Origin of the sequence: Agromyces sp. NPDC058064 (assembly GCF_042885275.1) — a bacterium.
GTDB lineage: Bacteria > Actinomycetota > Actinomycetes > Actinomycetales > Microbacteriaceae > Agromyces.
Genome location: NZ_JBHVSE010000001.1, coordinates 1205087 through 1227087 on the forward strand (window position 1 = coordinate 1205087; position 22001 = coordinate 1227087).

General features: G+C 75.2%; 15 protein-coding genes. 4 read left to right on the top strand and 11 right to left on the bottom strand.

Annotated features, from left to right (window positions below):
• Nucleotides 1-2 precede the first annotated feature (2 nt).
• The 4 genes from ACFVSL_RS05600 (at nt 3) to ACFVSL_RS05615 (ending at nt 4003) form a co-directional block, all read left to right on the top strand.
• Nucleotides 3-773: an isocitrate lyase/phosphoenolpyruvate mutase family protein gene (locus tag ACFVSL_RS05600; protein WP_386939212.1), complete on the top strand. Its 771-nt coding sequence runs from the start codon at nt 3-5 to the stop codon at nt 771-773.
• A gap of 168 nt (nt 774-941) precedes the next feature.
• A complete protein-coding gene (locus ACFVSL_RS05605) occupies nt 942-1991 on the top strand; it encodes an ATP-binding cassette domain-containing protein (protein WP_386939214.1) in 1050 nt (349 codons plus the stop codon).
• On the top strand, nt 1988-2815 hold the full coding sequence (locus tag ACFVSL_RS05610; RefSeq protein WP_386939216.1) for an ABC transporter permease: 828 nt from the start codon (nt 1988-1990) through the stop codon (nt 2813-2815). The genes ACFVSL_RS05605 and ACFVSL_RS05610 overlap by 4 nt, the downstream gene beginning before the upstream one ends.
• Entirely contained in the window at nt 2816-4003 is a 1188-nt protein-coding gene (locus ACFVSL_RS05615) for a winged helix DNA-binding domain-containing protein (RefSeq protein WP_386939218.1), read from the top strand.
• A gap of 6 nt (nt 4004-4009) precedes the next feature.
• Here the strand turns inward: ACFVSL_RS05615 and ACFVSL_RS05620 are convergent, their stop codons facing one another.
• From ACFVSL_RS05620 to hemB, 11 genes are all read right to left on the bottom strand, one after another.
• Nucleotides 4010-4612 (bottom strand): hypothetical protein, encoded by a 603-nt coding sequence (locus ACFVSL_RS05620; RefSeq protein ID WP_386939219.1) that lies wholly within the window; start codon nt 4610-4612, stop codon nt 4010-4012.
• The gene (locus ACFVSL_RS05625) at nt 4609-5451 is read right to left on the bottom strand and encodes a PP2C family protein-serine/threonine phosphatase (protein ID WP_386939221.1); all 843 of its coding nucleotides are present in this window, start codon (nt 5449-5451) and stop codon (nt 4609-4611) included. The genes ACFVSL_RS05620 and ACFVSL_RS05625 overlap by 4 nt, the downstream gene beginning before the upstream one ends.
• Nucleotides 5451-6896 (bottom strand): DUF5684 domain-containing protein, encoded by a 1446-nt coding sequence (locus ACFVSL_RS05630; protein ID WP_386939222.1) that lies wholly within the window; start codon nt 6894-6896, stop codon nt 5451-5453. The genes ACFVSL_RS05625 and ACFVSL_RS05630 overlap by 1 nt, the downstream gene beginning before the upstream one ends.
• Entirely contained in the window at nt 6893-9418 is a 2526-nt protein-coding gene (locus ACFVSL_RS05635) for a transglutaminase domain-containing protein (RefSeq protein WP_386939224.1), read from the bottom strand. Before ACFVSL_RS05635 ends, ACFVSL_RS05630 begins: the two co-directional genes overlap by 4 nt.
• The gene (locus ACFVSL_RS05640) at nt 9415-10803 is read right to left on the bottom strand and encodes a DUF58 domain-containing protein (protein ID WP_386939226.1); all 1389 of its coding nucleotides are present in this window, start codon (nt 10801-10803) and stop codon (nt 9415-9417) included. The genes ACFVSL_RS05635 and ACFVSL_RS05640 overlap by 4 nt, the downstream gene beginning before the upstream one ends.
• Entirely contained in the window at nt 10800-11765 is a 966-nt protein-coding gene (locus ACFVSL_RS05645; protein ID WP_386939227.1) for an AAA family ATPase, read from the bottom strand. Before ACFVSL_RS05645 ends, ACFVSL_RS05640 begins: the two co-directional genes overlap by 4 nt.
• A 53-nt stretch (nt 11766-11818) precedes the next feature.
• Nucleotides 11819-17800, bottom strand: a complete 5982-nt coding sequence (locus ACFVSL_RS05650; RefSeq protein WP_386939229.1) for an Ig-like domain-containing protein — start codon at nt 17798-17800, stop codon at nt 11819-11821.
• Nucleotides 17800-18939 (bottom strand): serine/threonine-protein kinase, encoded by a 1140-nt coding sequence (locus ACFVSL_RS05655; RefSeq protein ID WP_386939231.1) that lies wholly within the window; start codon nt 18937-18939, stop codon nt 17800-17802. Before ACFVSL_RS05655 ends, ACFVSL_RS05650 begins: the two co-directional genes overlap by 1 nt.
• Nucleotides 18940-19130: 191 nt before the next feature.
• Entirely contained in the window at nt 19131-19511 is a 381-nt protein-coding gene (locus ACFVSL_RS05660; RefSeq protein WP_386939233.1) for a hypothetical protein, read from the bottom strand.
• Nucleotides 19512-19551: 40 nt separating this feature from the next.
• On the bottom strand, nt 19552-20877 hold the full coding sequence (gene hemL, locus ACFVSL_RS05665) for a glutamate-1-semialdehyde 2,1-aminomutase (RefSeq protein WP_386939234.1): 1326 nt from the start codon (nt 20875-20877) through the stop codon (nt 19552-19554).
• Nucleotides 20874-21872: a porphobilinogen synthase gene (gene hemB / locus ACFVSL_RS05670; protein WP_386939236.1), complete on the bottom strand. Its 999-nt coding sequence runs from the start codon at nt 21870-21872 to the stop codon at nt 20874-20876. The genes hemL and hemB overlap by 4 nt, the downstream gene beginning before the upstream one ends.
• Between the last annotated feature and the right edge of the window lie 129 nt (nt 21873-22001).

The following is a 22001-nucleotide window of genomic DNA, read 5'->3' on the forward strand; positions in this document are numbered from 1 at the left end:
GCATGACCCTCGCCGAGACCGCCGCCGAACTCCGCCGCCTGCACTCCGCCCCCGAGCTCCTCCAAGTCGTCAACGTGTGGGACGTGGTGAGCGCCCGAGCCGTCGCCGCCCTGCCCGAGACCCGCGCCATCGCGACGGCCGGGCACTCGATCGCCGCCTCGTTCGGCTTCCCCGACGGCGAGATCCCCGTCGACCTCATGCTCGACATGGCCGGTCGCATCGCCCGCGCGGTCGAGGTGCCGGTGAGCGCCGACCTCGACGACGGCTACGGCGCCCCGGGCGAGACCGTCCGCCGCGCGATCGGCGAGGGCATCGTCGGCGCGAACATCGAAGACCGCCTGCAGCCGCTCGCCGAGTCGGTCGCGGCGGTCGAGGCGGCCGTCGCCGCCGCCGTGGCCGAGGGCGTGCCGTTCGCCCTGAACGCCCGCACCGACGCCTGGCTCCGGGGCCACGACCGGCCCCGAGAGGTGTGGATCGCCGACGTGATCGAGCGCGGCCGCGCGTTCCTCGACGCCGGCGCGACGAGCGTGTTCGTGCCGGGCGTGTTCGGCGAGCCCGAGATCGAGGAGATCGTCGCCGGCATCGGCGAACAGAAGCTGTCGCTCATCGGGCTGCCGGGCATCCCCGCACCGGCCCGTCTCGAGGCGCTCGGCGTCGCCCGGCTCTCGTACGGGCCGACGACGCAGCGGGTCGCGCTCGGCGCCCTGCAGGATCTCGCGTCGAGCCTGTACGCCGGCGGCGTGCTGCCCGACGGCATCCGCCCGCTGAACTGAGCGGCTGCGGATTCCCCGCGCTGATCTGCGAATCCCCCACGAGACGGATGCCTCGCGCCCCCCGATCTCGCTAGGGTGAGCATGTCCGGGGCCTCGGCCGCGTACACGGGTCGTGCGGGGGCGCGGCCCACCTGCGGCTCACGACGGCCCCCGACGTGAGGAGCGCGCATGGCCGACGGCATCCCCATCGAGATCACGGGGCTCAGCAAGCACTTCGGCGCGGTCACCGCCGTCGACGACCTCAGCTTCACGGTCGAGCCGGGGAGGGTCACCGGGTTCCTCGGGCCGAACGGCGCGGGCAAGACGACGACGCTGCGGGTGCTGCTCGGGCTCGTCCGCGCGTCGAGCGGCACGGCGACCTTCGGCGGCACGCCGTATCGCGCACTGCCGCGCCCGCTCGAGACGGTCGGTGCGGCGCTCGACGCGAACTTCCACCCGGGGCGCACCGCGCGCAACCACCTGCGGGTGTACGCCACCGCCGCCGGCATCCCCTCGTCACGGGTGCCGGTGGTGCTCGAGCAGGTCGGCCTCGCCGAGTTCGCCGACCGGCGCGTCGGCGGCTACTCGCTCGGGATGCGCCAGCGCCTCGCCCTCGCGTACACGCTGCTCGGCGACCCGGGCGTCTTCGTGCTCGACGAGCCGATCAACGGCCTCGACCCCGAGGGCATCCGCTGGATCCGCGTGTTCCTGCAGACGCTCGCCCGCGAGGGCCGCACGGTGCTCGTCTCCTCGCACCTCCTCAGCGAGGTGCAGCAGTCCGTCGACGAGGTCGTCATCATCTCGCGCGGGCGACTCGTGAAGCGCGGCACGCTCGCGAGCCTCGAGCTCGACGCCGCCCCGCGCACGATCGTCGACTCGCCCGACCGGCAGGCGCTCGCGACGGCCCTCGACTCGGCCGGCCTCGAGTACGACGCGGGCCGCAGCGGGTTCATCGTCGATGAGCCCGACCCCGGGCGGGTGGGCCATGCGGCCTTCCTCGGCGGCGTCGAGCTCAGCGCGCTGCACCGGCTGAAGTCGGGGCTCGAAGAGTCGTTCCTCTCGCTCGTCGGCGACTCCCCCGAGGAGGAGGCGCTCGCGGACCAGGCGACGGGCGGGGCGGCGACCGACGCGACCGACGAGGCGCCCGCCGCGGACGAGGCGGCACCACCGCCCGACGAGCCTCCCGCCGGCGAGCCTCCCGCCGGGGAGTCCACCACGGGCGAGGAGGGCGCACGATGAGCTTCTTCCGCGCGCTCGGCGCCGAGTTCCAGAAACTCCTGACCACCCGCATGTGGTGGCTGCTCGCGATCCTCCTGGCCGCGTACGTCGCGTTCATGGCGGGCGGCCTCGGCGCCCTGTTCAGCTGGCTCGGCGCGAACCCCGAGGCCGCGGCGGAGTCCGGCGGCGCCCCGCTGCCCGCCGACGTCGAGCTCGCCCCGCTGCTCTACAGCTTCGCCTCGAGCATCGGCTACGTGTTCCCGCTGCTCCTCGGCGCGCTCGCGGTGACGAGCGAGTTCCGGCACAAGACCCTCACGCCGACCTTCCTCGCCGAGCCGCACCGCACCGTCGTGCTGTCGGCCAAGCTCGTCTCGCAGCTCGTCGCGGGCGCCGTGCTCGGCGTGATCGGCTACGCGGTGTCGGTCGGCTCGGCGGCGGCGGCCCTCGCGGGCTTCGGCCTCGAGACCGCGCTCGACTCGAGCGACACCTGGGCGCTCATCGGCCGGGGCGTGCTCGCGATGGCGCTCTGGGGCGGCATCGGCGTGGGGCTCGGCGTGCTCGTGACGAACCAGGTCGCCGCGGTCGTGATCGTCATCGCGTTCACCCAGTTCCTCGAGCCGATCCTGCGCTTCGCCGCGTCGCTCAACGACGTCACCGCGACCGTCGGCCGGTACCTGCCGGGCGCGGCGAGCGACGCGCTCGTGGGCGCCTCGTTCTACACGGTCGCCGCGTTCGGCGCCGCCGAGACGCTCGAGTGGTGGCAGGGCGGGCTCGTGCTGCTCGGGATCGCGCTCGTGACGACGGCGATCGGCGCGGCCACGACCTGGCGGAGGGACGTCTCGTAGGTGGACGCCGCAGAGCTCCGATCGCGCCGGCTGTTCGCGCAGGGGCTGCGCGGCCCGGTTCCGGGCGACGCGGCTCCGAACGCCCCGGATGCCGCGTGGGCGGTGCCGCCCGTCGCACCCGACGGCGTCGTGGCCCGAGCACTCGCGGTGCAGGCGCAGGAGTACCTGCCCGCCCAGTGGGGCCTCGCGCAGCGGCTGCCCGCGCCCGCCCGACCCGATGCCGCGACCGTCGCCGCCCGCATCGACGACGGCGCGATCCTCCGCACGCACGTGCTGCGGCCCACCTGGCACTTCGTGGTGCCCGCCGACGCCCGGTGGCTGCTCGAGCTCTCGGCCCCGCGCGTGCGGCAGCAGATGGCGGGGACGATCCGCAAGGCCGGATGGGACGGCGCGGCAGGGCGCCGCGCCGTCGACGTCGTCGCGCGCGAGCTCGCGGCGGGCCATCGCACCCGCGACCGGCTCGGCGCGGCGCTCGTCGACGCCGGCCTCCCGAAGGAGGGGCTGATGTTCGTGCTGCTCCTCGCCGAGCTCGAACTCGTCGCGATCTCGGGAGCGAGCGTCGGCAGGCAGCGCAGCTACGCGGCGTTCGACGAGCGGGTGCCCGCCGCCCCGCCGCGCCCGAGGGAGGAGGCGCTCGCCGAGCTCGTCGAGCGCGCGCTGCTCACGCGCGGCCCGGCGACGACGCGCGACCTCGCGACCTGGTCGGGGTTCACGCTGCGCGACGTCCGTGCCGCGCTCGTCGAGGCATCCGCGCGCACCGACGGCCGCGTCGAGCAGCTCGACGACCCCGACGAGGCCGAGCTCTGGCACGACGCGGCCGTCGGGGCCGCCTGGTCGTCGCGCGGCGACGAGCGCACGGCGGTCGACGACGACCCGGCGCGCGTCGACCTGCTGCAGGGCTACGACGAGTACGTGATGGGCTACGCGATGCCGCGCGCCTACCTGCAGCCGCCGGGCATCGCCGCGCCGATCATCCCCGAGTTCCCGCTGCACGCGATGCTCGTCGGCGGCACCATGGTCGGGCGCTGGGCCCCGGTCGTGCAGGGCTCGCGGGTCACGCTGCGGGTGGTGCCGTGGCGCGCGTTCTCGCGCGCCGAACGCCGCTCGCTCGACGAACGGCTCGCCGAGGTCGACGCGTTCCTCGGCCTCCCCTCGGAGGTCGTCGTCGAGCCCGTCGCCCCGATCTGAGCGGGGTCAGCCGAACAGGTCGCCGAGCACCGTCACGGCGAGCGCGACGAGCCCGACGACGCTGAGCAGGCACGCTCCGGCGAAGACGGCGATGGAGGCGACGGCCGTGCGCCGCGAACGACGCGCGACCGAGGGCAGGGTCGCGGTCGTGTCGCGGGTCGGCGGCGGCCCCGCGGCGAACCTCGGCGGTCGCGGCGGCGGGGATGCCTCGGGCGCGCGCGCCTCGTAGCGGTCGAGCACTCCGGGGCCGGCGCCGGGCTCGGCGGTCCGCAGCACCTCCTCGGAGACCGGTGCGGGCGCGGGCCGGCGACGATCGCGTCGGGTCGGCGCGTGCATGACGGGCGCGCCCCGGTGGGTGAGCCGGGGCTTCGACGAGTCGCCCCGGTCGACGACCACCGTCGCCTCGTCGGAGCCGGAGGTGCGCGGGACGACCACTGTCGCATCGGCCGAGTCCGCGGCCGCGGACTCGGCGCCGGCGTCGCCGCGGACGACCGTGCGCTCGACGACGACCGTCTCGTCGTCGACGCGGGAGACGACCACGGTCGCCTCGTCGTGGAGGTCGTCGTACTCGAGGTCGTCGAGCATCGAACCCGCGTGCTCGTCGCTCATGAACGCCTCCGCACCGGGATCGTCGTCTCGTCGTCGACCTCGGGCGAGCCGACGCCCTCGGGTGCCATGCGGGGAACGCCGGTCGTGGCATCCGCGTGCTCGTCGAGGCCGCCGGAGAGGACGTCGACGACGACGACCGTGATGTTGTCGTGCCCGCCCGCCTGACGGGCGCGCTGCACGAGCGCCGCCGCGGCGGACTCGGGCCGACCGCTCATCGTGAGCGTCGCCCGGATTCCCTCGTCGCTCACCTCGGAGGTCAGTCCGTCGCTGCAGATCAGCAGGCGTTCGCCGTTCACGACGGGCAGCAGCCAGCTGTCGGCCGTGCTGTCGGGCGCGCCGATCGCCCGCGTGATGACGTTGCGACGCTCGAACGTCGCGAGATCCTCGGCGCGCAGTGCACCGCCGTCGACGAGCTCCTGGCCGAGCGAGTGGTCGACCGTGAGCTGCTCGAGCTCGGTGCCGTGGTGCCGGTAGACGCGCGAGTCGCCGACGTTGAAGACGAGCCAGGCCGGTTCGCCCTCGTCGTCGACGAGCGCCACCCCGGCGACCGTGCTGCCCGCACCCCGATCGGTGCCGGCCGCCACGGCGGCGACCCGCGCGCTCGCGCCGGCGAGGGACTCGCGCACGCCGACGACGGTCGCCATCGGCCGTCCCACGACGTGCTCGCGGAACGCGTCGACGACGGCCGCGCTGGCCCGGTCGCCCGCCTCGTACCCGCCCATGCCGTCGGCGACGAGGTAGACCGGCCACTCGGCGAGCGCGGCGTCCTCGTTGGTGCGGCGGACGAGCCCGACGTCGCTTGCAGCGGCGGCGGCGAGCCTCACGCGGTGTTCGGGCATCAGCGCGGGGCCTCCTGCTGCCCGTCCCGTTCGAGCGCGACGGCGAGGGTGCCGAGCACGAGGCGGCCCGCCACCGGCGTGGGCACGCCCGGGTCGATCAGCCGGTCGACGCCGCCCGCGTCGGGCACCATGACGCCGTTCGTCGAGTCGAGGTCGGTGACGCTCCACTGCTCGCCGTCGAGGCGCAGCACCGCGTGCGTCTTCGAGAGCGTGCGGCTGAGGTCGGGCACGACGAGGCGCTGCTCGCCGGTGAGCGCGGCGCGCGGGTTGCGGCCGAGCACGACGACGGGGGCGTCGAGCTCGAGCGACGTGCCGTCCTCGAGGGCGAGCCGCCAGCGCACGAGCGGTCGGCGGGCGACCACGACGGTGCGGTCGAACGGGTCGTCGTCGCCCTCGCCGGTGACGATGGTCGGGGCGTCGGCCGGTTCGAACGGGTCGAACATCGTGGCGGCGGGCGCCGCCGGGGCAGCCGGCGCTGCGGGCGGCTGGGCGGCGAGCGGCGCAGCGAGGGCGGCGTAGGCCGCCGCCGCGCCGCTCGGCTGCGGCGGGACCGCGTCGGCAGCCGGCGCCGGGCTCGCGACGGGCGGTGCGGCTGCGGGCTCGGGTGCGGGGGCCTGCGGGATCGGCGGGAGCGGCTCGATCCGCCCGGGGACGCGGGGTGCCACGACGCCGTGCTCGGCGACCGGGGCCACCGGGGGCTGGGAGCTCGGCGGGGCGAAGAGGGAGGAGACGGAGTCGTCGGTGCCGACCTGCGGCACGATCGGGGCGGCGGTCGCACGTGCGGCCTCGGACGCGGGCGCATCGTTGAGCGGCGACGCCCACGCCTGCGCGGCCGCCGACATGTGCGCGGGGGCCGCGGGCGGAGCCGCCGCGACGATCGGCGCAGCGGCCGCGGTCGCCGTGGCCGGCGCGACCGGGGCAGCGGGGACGAACGGTGCGACGAGCGGCGCCGGCTGGGGAGCAGGCGCGAGCTGCGGCGCCGCGGCGAGCGGCCCCCCGGGCACCCCGGGCGCGATGGGCGGGATCTCCCCCGCGCCGGCGCCCCGCAGCGGCATGCGGCCGAGCTCGGGGTCGGGCGAGGGCCCCGTCGCGAGCACGGTCGCCCAGACGGGAGGAAGCAGCACGCCGAGCACCGTGGTGCCGACGCCCCGCCAGCTCTGGGTGCTGATCCGGTGCAGCGCGAACACCTTGAACACGAGGCCCACGACCTGCGCGAGCGGCACGTACATCAGCAGGGCGAGCCAGGGCTGCTGGCGGCCGATCTTGAAGAGCTGCATCTCGTTGTACACGGGCACCCACGCCGACCAGGCGGGCTGCCCGAAGCGCGCGAACACCTTCGCGAGCATCGCCGCGTACCAGACGTACAGGCCGATGCCGATCAGAAGCGAGAACCCGACCGCCATGAACGTGGCGGCGACGAGCTGCTGGGAGTCGACTGGGGTCATCGTGCTGGCTCCTCGAGTGATGCGCGAGCGGGGCGGAGGGGGCGGGTCAGGGAGGCGAACGAGAGCTTCGCCGCGAGTCGCGCGCGGGCACGCGCACGGGCGCGGAGCTCGGCGCGCTCGGCGTCGACGATCGCCCACGCCGCCTCGGCGTCGGCGTCGGACGGCGGGTCACCGGCGAACACGGCGCCGTCGACCCTCGCTGCGAGCTCGACGGCGGCGCGCCGACCGGTCGCCCGCGCGGCGGCCGCGCGGTCCGTGGTCGCCGCGATCGGCAGCCCGTGGTCCGCGTACAGGTCGACGAGTTCGTCCCATGCTCCGACGATACGCACTTCGGGCACCGGCTCGTGCCGACGTCGGCGCGACCGGGCGCCCTTCGCCGCGACGAGCACGATGAACGGCAGCAGGAGCAGGAGGACCGCGGCGCCGCCCAGCCCGACCCACCTGAGGATCGAGAGCAGCGAGGCGAGGCCGAGGTCGGTCTCCTCGGGCGACGCCGCCGCGGTCTCGCTCGACTCGCTCTGGGCGGCGGGCGGGTCGACCGTCGCGGTGTCGGTGCGATCGGGGGTGGTCGGGTGCTCGGGGAGCTGCTCGCCCTCCTTGATCAGGCTCGGGGCGACCTCGTGCTGCGGGGTCGCGTCGACGGGCGTCCAGGCGCCCCCCTCGGCGGCCACCTCGGCCCAGACCGCCAGCGCCCCGCCGGCGCACACCTCGGTGCACGCGGCCGCGCCCGGCACCTCCTCGGCGCCCGCCAGCCGGAACCCGAGCACGACGCGCGACTCGTAGCCGAGTGCCCGCGCGAGCAGCGCGATCGCGGTCGCGAACTGCTCGTCGTCGCCGACGGCCGCGACGAGCGCCGCATCGGAGGCGTCGGGACCGGCCAGCCGCTGCTGGTCGACGAGCTGGGTGAAGAGCGCCTCGATCCTCGCGGCGGAGTGCCCCGAGTAGCTCGGCAGGAACGTGTACCCGGCGTCGAGCCGGGAGATCCACTCGGCGGCGTCGGGGCCGTCGACGGCGGCGTGGCTGAGGTACCCGCGGCCGCGCAGGCGATCCACGAGCTCGGTGAAGCCCGCGGCGGTCGCGGGCTGCTCCTGCATCTCGACCCACTCGGCGAGCGCGGGGTACTCGTCGAGGTCGATCAGCGGGGTCGAGTCGGGCTCGCCGAGCGGGGCGGGCGCATCGGGAGCCGAGACGAGCGAGTACGCATCGCCCGGCAGCAGGCCGTGCCCGCCGCCCGAGGCCGGCGCCGAGGCATCCGGCACCGCGGCGATGTCGATGGAGGTCGCCCCGTCGGCGGCGCGGTGGAAGCCGTCGGCGAGCGCGGCCCGCCGCGGGCCCTCGAACTCGGGGGCGGCGCGCAGCCCGAGCGGGGCGGGGACCCAGACGCCGGCGTAGCCGTCGTCGACCGTGAGCCCGAAGGCGACGTCGCCCGGCATCCGCGTGTCGGCGCGCGGCAGCCGGCTGAATCGCGCCGCCGCGTCGTCGCGGGCGGCCGCGACGTGGAAGGTCTCGCCGTCGTAGCTGTCGAGCGTCGCGAGGCGGAGGCGCTCGACGCCGCCCGTGTCGCCCTCGATCACCAGCCAGGGCTCCTCGATCCGGTCGGCGCCGAACGCCGCCCGGTAGCTCGCGAGCGGGGTCGCGGTCTGCCTGAGCACGACGGCGGGTTCGATCCGGTCGCGCAGGGCCGAGCGGTCGGTCAGCTGCGCGGCGGCCGGGGTGACGACGGCTCCGACGACGAGCGCGACCGCGACGAGCACGGCGGCGAGCGCGCGTCGCCGCACCGCAGGCCACCCCGAGAGGCCCGCGCGCTGCACCGTGCCGGCGGTCGCCCGTCGCAGCGCGACCGCACGGATGGACCGCGAGCGCAGCAGCAGCCACACGAGCGCCGCGGCGAGCCCGCCGATGCCGACCGCGAGCTCGCGCGGTGCGGGCACGACGACGGGGCCGACGACGAGCGGCTCGCTCAGCGAGCTCGAGCCGAACGCGAGGCCGAAGCCCGACATGGCGAAGCCGACGACGACCGCGAGCGGCGACCTGCGCCGGTCGGGCATCACGAGGAGCCCGGCGACCAGCGGGCCGACGAGCATGACGAGGAGGAACGGCACGAGGACCGCCTGGTACTCCCCCAGGGGGAGCGAGAGGGTCAGCAGCTGCTTCCAGCCGACGATCACGCCGACGAAGCCGTCGCGGATGCCGCGCAACCACGTCGGGGCGTCGCCGACCGCGCCCGGAACGGCGACGGGCACCACGAGCAGGGCGTACACGACGGCGGTCGCGCCGACGGCGAACAGCGCCGCGAGCGGGCCGTGCAGGCGCAGCGACCGCGTCACGATCGCGAGCCCGAGGCCGGCGACGGTGCCGACGGCCGCGACCAGGAGCATGCGCGGGGCGGCGTACACGGGCCACGCCGCGACCGTCGCGAGCACCGCCGCGACGACGACGTAGCCGATGCCGAGCGCCGTGCGCAGCGGGTCGACGCCCGGGGCGGGCGCCTCGGCGCGGCGGCGGGCCGCCGGTGCGCTCATCGCAGGGCCCCTCTCGCGAGGAGCTGGCCGAGGTCGCCGAGCTCGCCGAGGGTGAGCACGGTGAGCTCCTTCGAACGGCGGGCGGCGGGCTCGGCGCCCGGCTCGCAGCGCACCGCGACGACCGCGATGCCGGGCGGCAGCGTGACGGCCGCACGACGGAGCCGCTGCAACGGAACCTGCGACCCGGTCACGAGGTAGGCGATCGAGAGGTCGCCGAAGGACTGCGCCACGAGGGCGGCCACCGACTCGAGCCGGATCACCCCGGCGCCCGCGCCGGCCGCCGAGGCGCCGGAGAGGCCCGACATCCCGTCGAGGAGCACCCGCGACGTCACCGTCGGCAGCGACCGCATCGACTGGACCGCACCGCGATCGGCGGTGTCGAGCTCGGCGCTCACGCCGACCAGCACGTCGCGTCCTTCGCGCACGCCCTGCACGCCGAGCGAGGCGGCGGCGCTCACCGCCTGCTCGAACTCGTCGTCGCTCGAGTAGCCGTCGAGGTCGAGGTCGAGGAGGACGGCGATGCGCGCGTGGCGCGACTCCTCGTACTGGCGCACCATCAGGCGGCCGGTGCGGGCGGTCGACTTCCAGTGCACGTGCCGCTGCGAGTCGCCCACGACGTACTCGCGCACCGCGTGGAACGAGAGGTCGGCGTCGACGAGCTGGTTCGAGGGCGCGCCCTCGAGGTCGCGGATCAGCCCCGCGCTCGACGGCGGCAGCGCCACCGTGACCGGGTGCACGTGCACCCGCTGCACCTCGGGCCAGCTCATCTCGCGACGCAGCACCCGCAGCGGGTCGCCGCGCGAGACCGTCATCGGCCCGACGTCGATGATGCCGCGGCGCTGCGCGGCGATGAGCAGCTCCTCGCGGTGGTGCCCGCCGCCGCGGAGCAGCGGGACGTGGGCCTCGACGAGTCCGTCGCCCACGGGGATGTCGACGACCCCGGGCAGCGCGGGCCGGGCGCCGTCGTTCACGAGGTCGAGGGTGCCCCTGATCTCGGACCCGGCGATCACCCGGTCGCGGTCGAGCTCGAGCCGCACGCGGTAGTCGTGGGCGCCGAGCAGGAAGGGCACGCACACGAGCAGGAGGGCGCCCGCCATGGCGGCGACGACCCACCCCTCGAACCAGCCGAACGCCGCCGCGGCGACGACGCCCGCGACCGCGAGGCCGATGAGGAGCATCCCCGCCGGAGAGACCGTCTCCCGCACCCAGGCGACCGCGCGCGCGGACGCGCCGCCCACGGCTCGCGCGCCCCGGCGCAGCCGGGCCGCACCCTCGGCCACCGGGCCGCGGCGCGTGCGAGCGAGCCGCGTGACCGTGGCGCCACGGGTCGAGGTGACCGTGTCGGTGGTCGCGGGCTTGCGGAGGAGATCGGTCGGCTGGGTCACGCCACCCCGTTCTCCCGGGGAGCGGGCACGTCGAGGAGGATCTGGTTGACGATCGCGACCGCCGTGACCCCGTCGAACTCGGCCTCGGGCTCGAGCACGAGGCGGTGGGCGAGCGCCGCGACGGCCAGCTCGCGCACGTCGTCGGGGGTCGCGTAGGTGCGCCCGGCAGCTGCGGCCCAGGTCATCGCGAGGCGCGACAGCGCGATCGCGCCGCGGACGCTCACGCCCAGGCGCACCTCGGTCGCCCTGCGGGTCGCGTCGACGAGCCGCATCACGTAGTCGGAGACGAGCGGGTTCACGTAGACGCCGCGCGACAGCTCGGTCATCGCCACGATCGTGTCGGTGCCGACGATGCCCTCGAGCGTCGGCTTCGGGGCGCCGACGGCCTGCAGGATGCGCATGGTCGAGGCCTCGTCGGGGTAGCCGATGGAGGTCTTCACGGTGAAGCGGTCGAGCTGCGCCTCGGGCAGGCGGTACGTGCCGCCCTGCTCGATGGGGTTCTGGGTCGCGATCACGAGGAACGGGTTGCCGACCGGGCGGGTGACGCCGTCGGTGGTGACGTTGCCCTCCTCCATGACCTCGAGCAGCGCCGACTGCGTCTTCGGGCTCGCCCGGTTGATCTCGTCGGCGAGCACGATGTTCGCGAAGACCGGCCCCGCGTGGAACTCGAACCGCCCGGCCTTCTGGTCGAAGACCGTGATGCCGGTGACGTCGCCCGGCAGCAGGTCGGGCGTGAACTGGATGCGCGAGCTCGTGCCGTGGATCGTCTGCGCGATGGCCCGGGCGAGCGCGGTCTTGCCCGTGCCGGGGGCGTCCTCGAGCAGGACGTGCCCGCCCGAGATCGCCGTCGCGAGCACGAGCTCGACGACGTGCCGCTTGCCGAGCACGGCCTGCTCGATGTTGTCGGCGATGAGCGAGAACGTCTCGGCGAACCAGGCGGACTGCTCCGGGGCGATCGTCACTGGGGTTCCTCTCGAAGGGGGGCTGGATGTCTCGGGCTGGGGTGCGGGCCGGGTCAGGGGCCGTTCCCGGGCGCGCAGGGCGGCCCGGTCCGGGTGATCGGCGTGAGCTTCGCGTACGCGCCGGTGAAGGAGACGGTGAACGAGACGTTCCCGGCGGTGTCGGGCGCGGTCACGTCGGAGAGCACGACGGAGCCGCTCGCGGCCGGCGAGACCACGACCCCGCGCTCGTCCTCGGGCTTCTTGGGCACGACGACGCAGCTGTCGGCGAAGTCGACGTCGACGATCGTGGGCGCACCGGTCGGGGTGATCGGGATGCCCTGCGAGCAGTACCACCCCTCCTCGTCGCTGCACTGGCGCGCCAGGATCGTCGACGGCGCCGACGACGAGGTGAAGCCCGAGGCGAACGCATCGGCCGCGACCGCGGTGCCGTCGAACACGTACTCGACGTGGAAGTTCGGCGAGGCGGTGAGCGACGGGCCCGCGGTCACCCGGTAGGAGAACGAGTTGCCGCCGCCGCTCGGCGCCGGGCCGACGGTGTACGTCGTCGAGCTCGCCTGCGGTTCGTCGAGCCAGGTCGACACCCGCACCTGGGCGACCCCCGAGGTCGCGACCCCGAAGCCGTTCGACGTGCACGCCATCACGTTGTAGCGGACCTGCTCGAGGCCGCTGATCGTCGGGCCCGTGCTCACGGTCGCGCCGCCGGCGTCGTACGCGAGGGCGCCCGAGCCGTCGGTCCAGCACTCGGGCGATCCCTCACGCGGGCGCCAGGCGAAGTAGACGGTCTCGGCGGCGCGTGCGCTGTGGTTCGCGCTCGGGGTGACGCCGGTCACGATGAGCGAGCTGTTCGACGTGGCGGTCGCCCCGATGTTGTTCGGGTCGAAGTACGGTGCGCCCGCGACGGTCACGGGCGTCGTCGCCGAGCCGCCCTCGTTGCCGCCGCGCCCCGTCGGCGGTTCGAAGATGCTGATCGGCACGAGCGTGATCGTCTGCGGTCCGGGCGTGAGGACGAGGTCGGTGCGGGTCTCCTGGCCCTGGCGGTCGATCACCTGGCCCGTCTCGACCACCCGGAAGGCGCGCGCGTCGGACTTCGCGGTGACGACGAGCTCGACGACGCCCGCCGAGGGCGAGGTGGTGCCCTGCCGGAAGACGGGGGTGAGCTTGACGCCCCCGATGCTCGGCGACTCGTACGACCACGTCGTCGCGCTGCTCGTCGGCGAGGAGCTGCCGACGCTGTTCACCACGCGGGCGGCGTAGTCGTGGCGTTCGCCGGGCACGAGCCCGCCGACGGTGCACCACCAGACGCCGGGCGCCCCCGGCGAGCACTCTGCCGGAACGGTGCGCCCGCCCTCGAGGATCTCGACGCCGGTCACGGCGGGGTGGGCCCGCAGGGCCTCGCCGAGCGAGACCTCGAGGGTCACGCTCGTCGCGGTGAAGTCGGCGGTCGAGATCGACGCGGGCGGCTGCGGGAGCCCGAGGAGGTCGACCGTCAGGCGACCCTCGCCCGGGCGGCCCTGCGCGTCGACCACGACGTACGGCACGACGCATTCGCCACCGAAGGCGTTCTGCCCGCTCGGCCAGGTGACGATGATCGAACGGTCGTCGGCGGCGCGCATCGTGGCGACCTGGCAGCTGTTCGCGCCCGCGCCGAGGCCCTCGAGCTTCAGCCCCGCCCCGGTCTTGCCGGCGAAGGGGTCGTACTCGCCCGGCACTCCGATGACGGTGACGGTGCACGAGGTGCCGCTGCCGACCGAGCACTGCTGGGTGAACACGGCGCCGCGCGGCGAATCGGCCGGAGCCTGCCCCACGACGAGGGTGATGGCCGAGGAGACCCCGCCGAACGCGCTCAGGCTGACCGTCGCGGTCTCGCGCGTGCCCGGGCGGGCGTCGGCGTGCGCCTCGAAGCTCACGCTGCCGCCCGACTGCACGACCGTGAACGCGGTGCCCGAGTACGCGACCGAGTAGTCGAGCTTCGAACGGTCGCCCTCGCGCCCGCCCTCCCAGGTGGTCATCTCGTCGTAGAGCGCGACCTTCTCTGTCGCCCCGGGGGCCACCGTGCGGCTCACCGCGGAGAGGATCGCCTGCGGGTCCTTCGGGATGATCGCGACGGGCACCCCGATCCACGACCAGGTCTTCTGTCCGTCGAGCCGCACGGGGATGAGGCAGCGGTCGCTCCACGGGGCATCCGCGCCGGCGGAGTACCGCGCACGGCCGCCCGAGACGGGCGTGCAGCTCGCCGCAGCGCGCTGCACCGTGTAGGCGCCGTCGGCGCCGACCTCGACGCGGTCGCCCTTCGGCAGGTCGAGGAGCTCGCGCACCTCGAACTCGAGCTGCGCCTCCTCCTTCACCTCGATCGGCTCGGCGTCGGCGCGCAGCTGCACCCGGAGGTCGTCGGCCGCGGGGACGACGAGGAACCCGAACGCCTCGGCCTCGCGGCCCGCGCGGTCCTCGCCGTGCAGCCGGAAGGGCACGAGCGCCCCGCCGTCGGGCAGCGGGCCAGTGATGCGGTGGCCCTCGACCCGGTAGTCGCCCGACTCGTCGCCCCAGAGCTCGAGATCGAGGTCGCCGAGCTCGCCCGAGGCCCACACCACGTGACCCGCGACCACGTCGATGCCGTCGGTCGGGAGGTCGGCCCGCGAGCGCGCCGTCACCACGGTGTCGGTCACGAGCGGCGCGTCGGTCGCCTCGCCCTCGATGACGTTCACGACGACGAGGCCCTCGGCGGTGCTCGAGCTGCGCAGCGACTTCACGGTGTAGCGGTACGAGTTCGCCCCGACCACGTCGCCGGGATGCAGCACCACGCGACCGTCGCCGAAGGAGGTCGCGTCGTCGACGAGCGCCTCGAGACGGCGGTACTCGGCGCTGCCCTCGGGGGCGTTCGGCACGAGCCTCACGAGCTCGAGCTCGCCCTGCGCGGGGTCGAGGTCGTTGCCGGCGGGCTCGACCGTCACCGGAGAGTCGGCGGACTGCTGCACGCGGACGTAGTCGCTGAACGTCACCGGCGCCGCGTCGGTGACGGCGGCCGCCAGCACCCCCACGCGGACCTGCGCCGTGCCCGCGGCGCCGGAGGCGTCGCGCACGGTGTACTCGAACGCCGGCTGCGCGTCGCCCGTGGCGCTCTCGGGGGCGGTGTAGACGATCGCATCGCCCTCGGCCGAGATGGTCGCGATGCCGAGTCCGGCCTTCGGCTGCGTGACGGAGGCGAGCACGGTCCGGTCGCCGTCGGGGTCCATGCCGGTCGCGGCCACGGGGATGCGCACGCTCTGCCCGCTCAGGACCCGGGCGACCAGCGGGTGCGGCTCGGGTGCGCGGTTCGCGCCCTCGGGCAGCACGGTGACGGTCACGGTCGAGTGGTCGAGCCGCTCGGGCGCCTGCTCGAGACCGACGGCGTAGCCGAGCTCGTAGGTGCCGGGCACGGCCGGTGCGAGGTAGCGCACCTCGTCGCCCGCGGCGAACGCGAGCTCGCCCTCGGCGCCCGAGGAGGTCACCTCGGGGTGCACCACGAGCCGTTCGGCCCGCGGGCTCACGTCGTTGGCCGTCACCGGGATCGAGATGAGCTCGCCCGCGCGCATGGTGACGGTGTCGGGCATCGCGATGGGGCTGAGGCCGGCCGAGGGCGCGACGAGGAAGACGTTGAGGTCGCCGACCGCGGTCGCCCCGGCCCCGTCGGCGATCGTCACCTTCGCGCGGCCGACGAGACCCGGCCGGCCGTCGCGCGTCGTTCCGGTCGCCCGCACCTGCGACTGCGCGACCACGCCGACGCCGAGCTCGGGCGCCATCGCCACCGCGTCGGTGACGACGAGCACGCGTCCGCTCGTGTTCTGCGCGGCGCCGAGCACGTCGACCATGGCGTCCTCGCCGACGCGCACGAAGGCCGTCATCGGGGCGAGGGCGAGCGGCGCGCCCGGAGCGGCGACGGTGACCCGGATCGTCGCCGTCTGCTCGGCACGCGTGACGACGTCCTGCACGGTGAAGGTCGCGAGGTAGGCGCCGGGCTCGGCGGCCGAGAGCTCGACCTCGCCCGCGGCCGCGTTCGGCGCGACGGAGAGGCCGCCGCTCGCGGCGGCCGCCGTCGGCACCGCGTCGAGCAGTCGCACCGATCCGGATCCGCCGCTGACGTGCTCGACGATCTCGACGATCGCCGTCTCGCCCGCGCCCGCGGTGACGGCGACCGGGGTCACGGCGAGCGAGGCGCTCGAGGTCACCCTGAGGTCGAGCGTCGCCTCGGCCTCGGCGCCGTGCACGTCGGCGACGGTGACGCGCACCTGCACCTTCTCGGCGGACGCGTTCGGGTCGGTGTGCCTGACGGCGACCCGGCCGTCGGCCATCGGCACGACGGTGACCGGCGCAGCCGGGTCGACCGGCTGCGCGTCGGCGAGCACGAAGGCGTCGCCCTCGGGGTCGACCCAGCCGGGGAGCACGGGAACGAGCGCGGTGCCGCCGGGCATGAGCTGCGGTTCGGGCCAGCGCTGCGCGCAGTCGGCAACGCCGCACCAGACGGGCGGGCCGTTGACCTCGTCGGGCACGACGGTGAGCGTGACGGTGACCGGCTGCGAGGTCGCGGCGCCGTCGGTGACGGCGTAGCTGAACGTCGTCGAGCCCGAGGCGGCCCGCACCCGGACCGCGGGGGTCTGGTCGTTGGAGGTGAGCGCCAGCTCGCCGAAGCCGGCGTCGGCGAGGCCGCCCGCGATCGACGCCGGGTCGACCGTGAGCACGTCCTTCGCGTTCGGGTCGTGGTCGTTCAGCAGCACGGGCAGCTCGACCTGCTGCCCCGCGCGCACGCCGAAGCTGTCGGCGACGGCCACGGGCGGCTCCTGGCGGGCGAGGTCCTCGACCTCCCGGGTGCCGACGCGGTCCTCGACCTCGTCGTCGAGCTCCCACTGCTCGATCGGCACCATGCGGCCGTCGGGCACCGTCCAGACGAGCCCCGAGGAGGTCTCGTTGAGCACCGCGCGGTCGCCGCTGCCGCGCAGCACGGGGGTGATCGCCTGCGGCCCCTCGGCCTCGCGCTGCCCGTCGGGCGTCTCGAGCGGAACTGTCTCGCCCGTGCCGCTCGACCAGGCGGTGCCCCCGTCGACGCCGAGCCAGGCGGCCACGAGCTCGCCGCCCGCGACGATCGGCGCGGCCGGGGTGCCGCTCGCGTCGACGACGCGTTCGGCGTCGCCGCCGTCGAGACGCAGCTCCACGAGCCCGGCGGAGTCGGCGATGCGCACCGACGCCGCAGCCCCCGCCCCCTGCTGGAGGCGCGCGTCGGCCGCGACGTCGACCGGCACGGAGGCGTCACGACCCGCGACCCACGCCCGGGCGTCGGCGGCGTCGAGCATGACCCAGCGTTCGCCGACGACGGTGAGCTCGAGCCGGGCGTCGGGCGCCGGCGGATCGGCGATCGCCTCCGCCCGCCCGACGAACTCCCCGGTCGCGACGTCGAAGGTCCGCACCGCCTCCTCGCGTGCCGAGTACAGGGCCATCAGCCCGTCGGGCGAGATCCCGACGGCGGCGGCCGCGTAGGTCTTCTCCTCGCCGTCCTCCGTGCGCTCCTCGGCGTACGGGTCGACGGGGAACGCGTCGTCGCCGTCGATGCGCCCCGCGTGCACCGTCCCGGTGTCGGTGCGGTAGGCGATCCAGTCGCCCGCGGTCGCGACGTCGCGGGTGCCGACGGGGGTCGGCATCGAACCGCCGCCGTCCTCGGCGACGAGGTCGACCGGATCGGCGGGATCGATGCGCCACCGCTGGCGGAAGCCCTGGCTGTAGAGCGAGACCTCGGAGCCCGACTGCACGACCCCGCTCGGGTCCTCGACGTCGCGCACGAGGTCGATCTCGGCGAGGTCGGTGTTGACCCGCGCGTACTGCCCGCTGTCACGCGTCACCCAGACGGCGGTCTCGAGCCGCGGCACCTCCTGCGCCTCGTAGCCGTTGGCCGTGACCGCGAGGGTGACGACCGTCGCGACGGCGGCGAGGCCCGCGACCGAGGCGATGATCGCCCCGCGCCGCCCCCCGCGGCGCCGGCCGCCCGCCCGTTCGGCGCGTCGCGCCGCCATCAGACGACTCCCGAGACCACGAGCCCGACCGCACCGGCGGCGAGCACCGCGACCGCCGAGCCGACGCCGATCAGCACGGGCTTCAGCCAGCCGCCGCGCGACCGGGCGGGTGCGAGCCCGCCGTCGTCGACGACGGGGCCCGACGGCCTCGCCGCGGCGACCGCCGCCGCACGGCCCGCCCGGCGCGAGTCGGCGTTGACGGTGGTCACGACCGGGCCCCTCGCCGAGGCGTCCGCGAAGCCGAGCGGCGCCGCAGCCGCCCACTCGGGCGACGCGACCTCGAGCCCGGTGGGCGCGATGCCGAGCTCGAACTGCGCCCAGCGCAGCGCCTCGCCGAACTCGGTCATCGAGGTGTAGCGACGGGAGGGATCGCGCTGCATCGCGGTCGAGAGCACGGTGTCGATGCGCGCGGGCACGCCGCGCGGGGCGAGCGGCGTGTACTTCGCGCCGAGCACGCGACGCGAGAGCTGATCGACGCTGTTCCGGCTGCGCTCGGCGAGCTCGAACGGGCTGTGGCCGGCGAGCAGCGTGTAGAGCGTCGCGCCGAGCCCCCACACCTCGGTGGCGACCGTGCCGGTCGTGCGTTCGCCGAGCACCTCCGGCGCACTCCACGGGATCGACATCGCGAAGGTGTCGCCCGCGCCGCCCTCGCCGATCGTGCCGGCGATGCCGAAGTCGGCGAGCACGGGCGCGCCGAGCGAGTTGACCAGCAGGTTCGAGGGCTTGATGTCACGGTGCAGCAGGCCCGAGCGGTGCGCCGTCTCGAGCGCGCCGGCCATGCGCACCCCGATGTCGAGCACCTCGCCGACCGGCACCGGCCCGCGCTTCGCGCGTGCGCCGAGCGACTCGGGGCAGTACTCCATGACGAGGTAGGGGCGCCCGTCGGCCGAGATCGAGGCCTGGTGGATCGTCACGATCGACGGGTGCGCGCTGAGGCGCGCCATCGCGTCGGCCTCCGCGGTGAACGCCCGTCGCGCCTCGGCGTCGACCACGTCGACCATCAGCACCTTCACGGCGGTGACCCGTCGCGGCAGATCCTGCTCGTAGAGGAACACGTCGGCGAAGCCGCCCGTGCCGAGCGGACGCACGTAGCTGTAGCCGGAGAGCACGGGCGGTGGGGAGGGCAGACGCTTCGCCACGAGCGGGGGCCTCCTGCCGGCTGGTCGGGTCACCGGCGCGCCGGGAGCTGTTCGGGTCGCGGATGCCTCGCCTGCGCCGTCGGGGGACGCAGGGCCCCCGGCGGCGGCGCGGCCGTGCCGCGACATCCGGGGGACATCCTAAACGAGGCGGATGTCGCCGCCGAATCCGCTGTGGAACACTCCGCCGCGCGCTACTCGCCCGCGGGGTCGGACGACTCGTCGAGCGGCGTCAGCCGCAGCCGGTCGATCAGCTCGGCGGCGTGGTTGGTGCTGAGGATGATGCGGGCGAACTCGCCGCCCGCGAGCTCGAGCACGACCGCCTGCCGCTTGCCCTTGACGATGACGAAGTCGCTGCCGCCGTGGTACTTCCAGACGCCGACGGCCACGACGAGCGGCACCTCGGTGCCGCGACGGCGGATGCCTCGGATCCAGATCCACGGGTCGTCGGTGATCGTCGCCGATCGGATGTCGTCGCGCTGCACCACGAGGTCGGCGCCGCGGAGCGCGAGCGACTTCTCGGCCGCGGTGAGGTGGACCTCGACCCGGTCGCTGTGCACTCGGAGCTTCGCCATGCCCTCAATACTGCCCCATCCGCCGCCCGGCCACCCGCCTTCAGGCGGGGGTCGCTGCGGCGGCGGCCTTCGCCGCGGCGGGCAGCGCGTCGACGATGCGCGCGATCGCGGCGTCGTCGTGCGCGGCCGTGACGAACCAGGCCTCGAACACCGACGGCGGCAGCGAGACGCCCCGGTCGAGCATCGCGTGGAAGAACGGCGCGTAGCGCCACGACTCCTGCCGCAGCACCGTCGCGTAGTCGCGCACCTCGGTACCCGCGAGCGCCTCGCCGAAGACGAAGCTGAACAGGTTGCCGGCGTGCTGCACCCGGTGGGCGACGCCCTCGGCGGCGAGCGCCTCCGACGTCGCCGCGCTGATCGTCGCGGCGGCGGCGTCGAGCCGCTCGTAGACCGCGGCATCCGCGGCGCGCAGGGTCGCGATGCCCGCGGCGACCGCGACCGGGTTCCCCGAGAGGGTGCCGGCCTGGTACACGGGCCCGAGCGGCGCGAGCCGCTGCATGATCTCGGCGCGGCCGCCGAGCGCGGCGACGGGCATGCCGCCGCCGATCACCTTGCCGAAGGTCATGAGGTCGGGGGTGTAGGCGGAGGCCTCGGCGCGGGCTTCGAGCCCCCACCAGCCCGCCTCCGACACGCGGAAGCCCGTGAGCACCTCGTCGCTGATGACGAGCGCGCCGTTGGCGTGGGCGAGCTCGACGAGCGCGCGGTTGAAGCCGGGCGCGGGCGGCACGACGCCCATGTTCGCGGCCGACGCCTCGACGATCACGGCCGCGATGCGGTCGCCGTGCTCGGCGAAGACGGCGCCGAGCGCGTCGAGGTCGTTGTAGGGCACGACGAGCGTGAGCGCGGCGATGTCGGCTGGCACGCCGGCCGAGCCGGGAAGGGCGAAGGTCGCGAGGCCGGAGCCGGCCTCGGCGAGCAGGCCGTCGGAGTGCCCGTGGTAGTGCCCGGCGAACTTCACGAGCAGGTCGCGACCGGTGAAGCCGCGCGCGAGCCGGATCGCGCTCATCGTCGCCTCGGTGCCCGTCGACACGAGCCGCAGCTGCTCGACGGGGGCGACGCGCCCCTCGACGAGCTCGGCCAGCTCGGTCTCGGCGGGCGTCGACGAGCCGAAGGAGAGACCCCTGGCCGCGGCATCCTGCACCGCCTCGACGACCCGCGGGTCGGCGTGCCCCAGGATCGCGGGCCCCCACCCGGCGACGAGGTCGACGTACTCGCGACCCTCGGCGTCGGTCAGGTAGGCGCCCTTCGCCGAGACGTAGAAGCGCGGCGTGCCCCCGACCGAGCGGAACGCGCGCACCGGCGAGTTCACCCCGCCCGAGATCGCGGCCTGCGCGCGGGCGAAGAGTTCGGCGTTCGTGGCGTTCATGCGGCTTCTCCGTTGCGGATCCATTCGGCCAGCTCGACGGCCCAGTAGGTGAGCACGACGTCGGCGCCGGCCCGCTTGATCGAGCGCACCGACTCGATGACGGCGCGCTTGCGGTCGATCCAGCCGTGCGCGGCGGCCGCCTCGACCATCGCGTACTCGCCTGAGACCTGGTAGGCCCAGACGGGCACCTCGCTCGCGGCGGCGACGTCGGCGAGCACGTCGAGGTAGCCGCCCGCGGGCTTCACCATGACGACGTCGGCACCCTCGTCGATGTCGATCATCGCCTCGCGGAGGCCCTCGCGACGGTTGCCGGGGTCGAGCTGGTAGCTGCGACGGTCGCCCTCGAGGGTCGACTCGACGGCGTCGCGGAACGGCCCGTAGAACGCGCTCGCGTACTTGGCCGAGTAGGCCAGGAGCGCGACGTCCTGGTGGCCGGCGTCGTCGAGCGCATCGCGCACGGCGGCGACCTGGCCGTCCATCATGCCGCTGAGACCGAGCAGCTCGGAGCCGGCGCGCGCCTGGGCGAGCGCCATCGCGGTGTACCGCTCGAGCGTCGCGTCGTTGTCGACGCGGCCGCGCTCGTCGAGCACGCCGCAGTGCCCGTGGTCGGTGAACTCGTCGAGGCAGAGGTCGGTCTGCACCACGAGACGGCCGGCGGATGCCTCGGTCGCGACCCGGGTCGCGACGTTCAGGATGCCGTCGGGGTCGGTCGCGCCCGAACCGCGGGCGTCGCGCACCGCGGGCACGCCGAAGAGCATCACGCCGCCGACGCCGGCCGCGGCGGCCTCCTCGATCGCCTGCGGGAGGCTCTCGAGCGAGTGCTGCACGACGCCGGGCATCGAGGCGATCGGCAGGGGCGCGACGGCGCCCTCGCGCACGAAGATCGGCAGCACGAGATCGGCGGGGTCGAGGCGGGTCTCGGAGACGAGGCGGCGCAGGGCCGGGGTCTCGCGAAGTCGGCGCGGGCGGACGCGGGGCGCAGGCGTGGAACTCACCGAACCAGCCTACGCGCGCGAGGCTGTGCGCCGCCTCCGCCGCTGCTTCTGCAGGAGAAGTGCACTGGCAGGGCGGGATTCGGGCCGCTCAGCGCAATTCTCCTGCACGCGCAGCGGGCAGCGGTGAGC

Coding starts and splice junctions, on each gene's coding strand:
- ACFVSL_RS05625 (WP_386939221.1), bottom strand. CDS start 5,451: ATGCCCGAACACCGCGTGAGGCTCGCCGCCGCCGCTGCAAGCGACGTC.
- hemL (WP_386939234.1), bottom strand. CDS start 20,877: ATGAACGCCACGAACGCCGAACTCTTCGCCCGCGCGCAGGCCGCGATC.
- ACFVSL_RS05605 (WP_386939214.1), top strand. CDS start 942: ATGGCCGACGGCATCCCCATCGAGATCACGGGGCTCAGCAAGCACTTC.
- ACFVSL_RS05610 (WP_386939216.1), top strand. CDS start 1,988: ATGAGCTTCTTCCGCGCGCTCGGCGCCGAGTTCCAGAAACTCCTGACC.
- ACFVSL_RS05650 (WP_386939229.1), bottom strand. CDS start 17,800: ATGGCGGCGCGACGCGCCGAACGGGCGGGCGGCCGGCGCCGCGGGGGG.
- ACFVSL_RS05630 (WP_386939222.1), bottom strand. CDS start 6,896: ATGACCCCAGTCGACTCCCAGCAGCTCGTCGCCGCCACGTTCATGGCG.
- ACFVSL_RS05620 (WP_386939219.1), bottom strand. CDS start 4,612: ATGAGCGACGAGCACGCGGGTTCGATGCTCGACGACCTCGAGTACGAC.
- ACFVSL_RS05635 (WP_386939224.1), bottom strand. CDS start 9,418: ATGAGCGCACCGGCGGCCCGCCGCCGCGCCGAGGCGCCCGCCCCGGGC.
- ACFVSL_RS05600 (WP_386939212.1), top strand. CDS start 3: ATGACCCTCGCCGAGACCGCCGCCGAACTCCGCCGCCTGCACTCCGCC.
- ACFVSL_RS05660 (WP_386939233.1), bottom strand. CDS start 19,511: ATGGCGAAGCTCCGAGTGCACAGCGACCGGGTCGAGGTCCACCTCACC.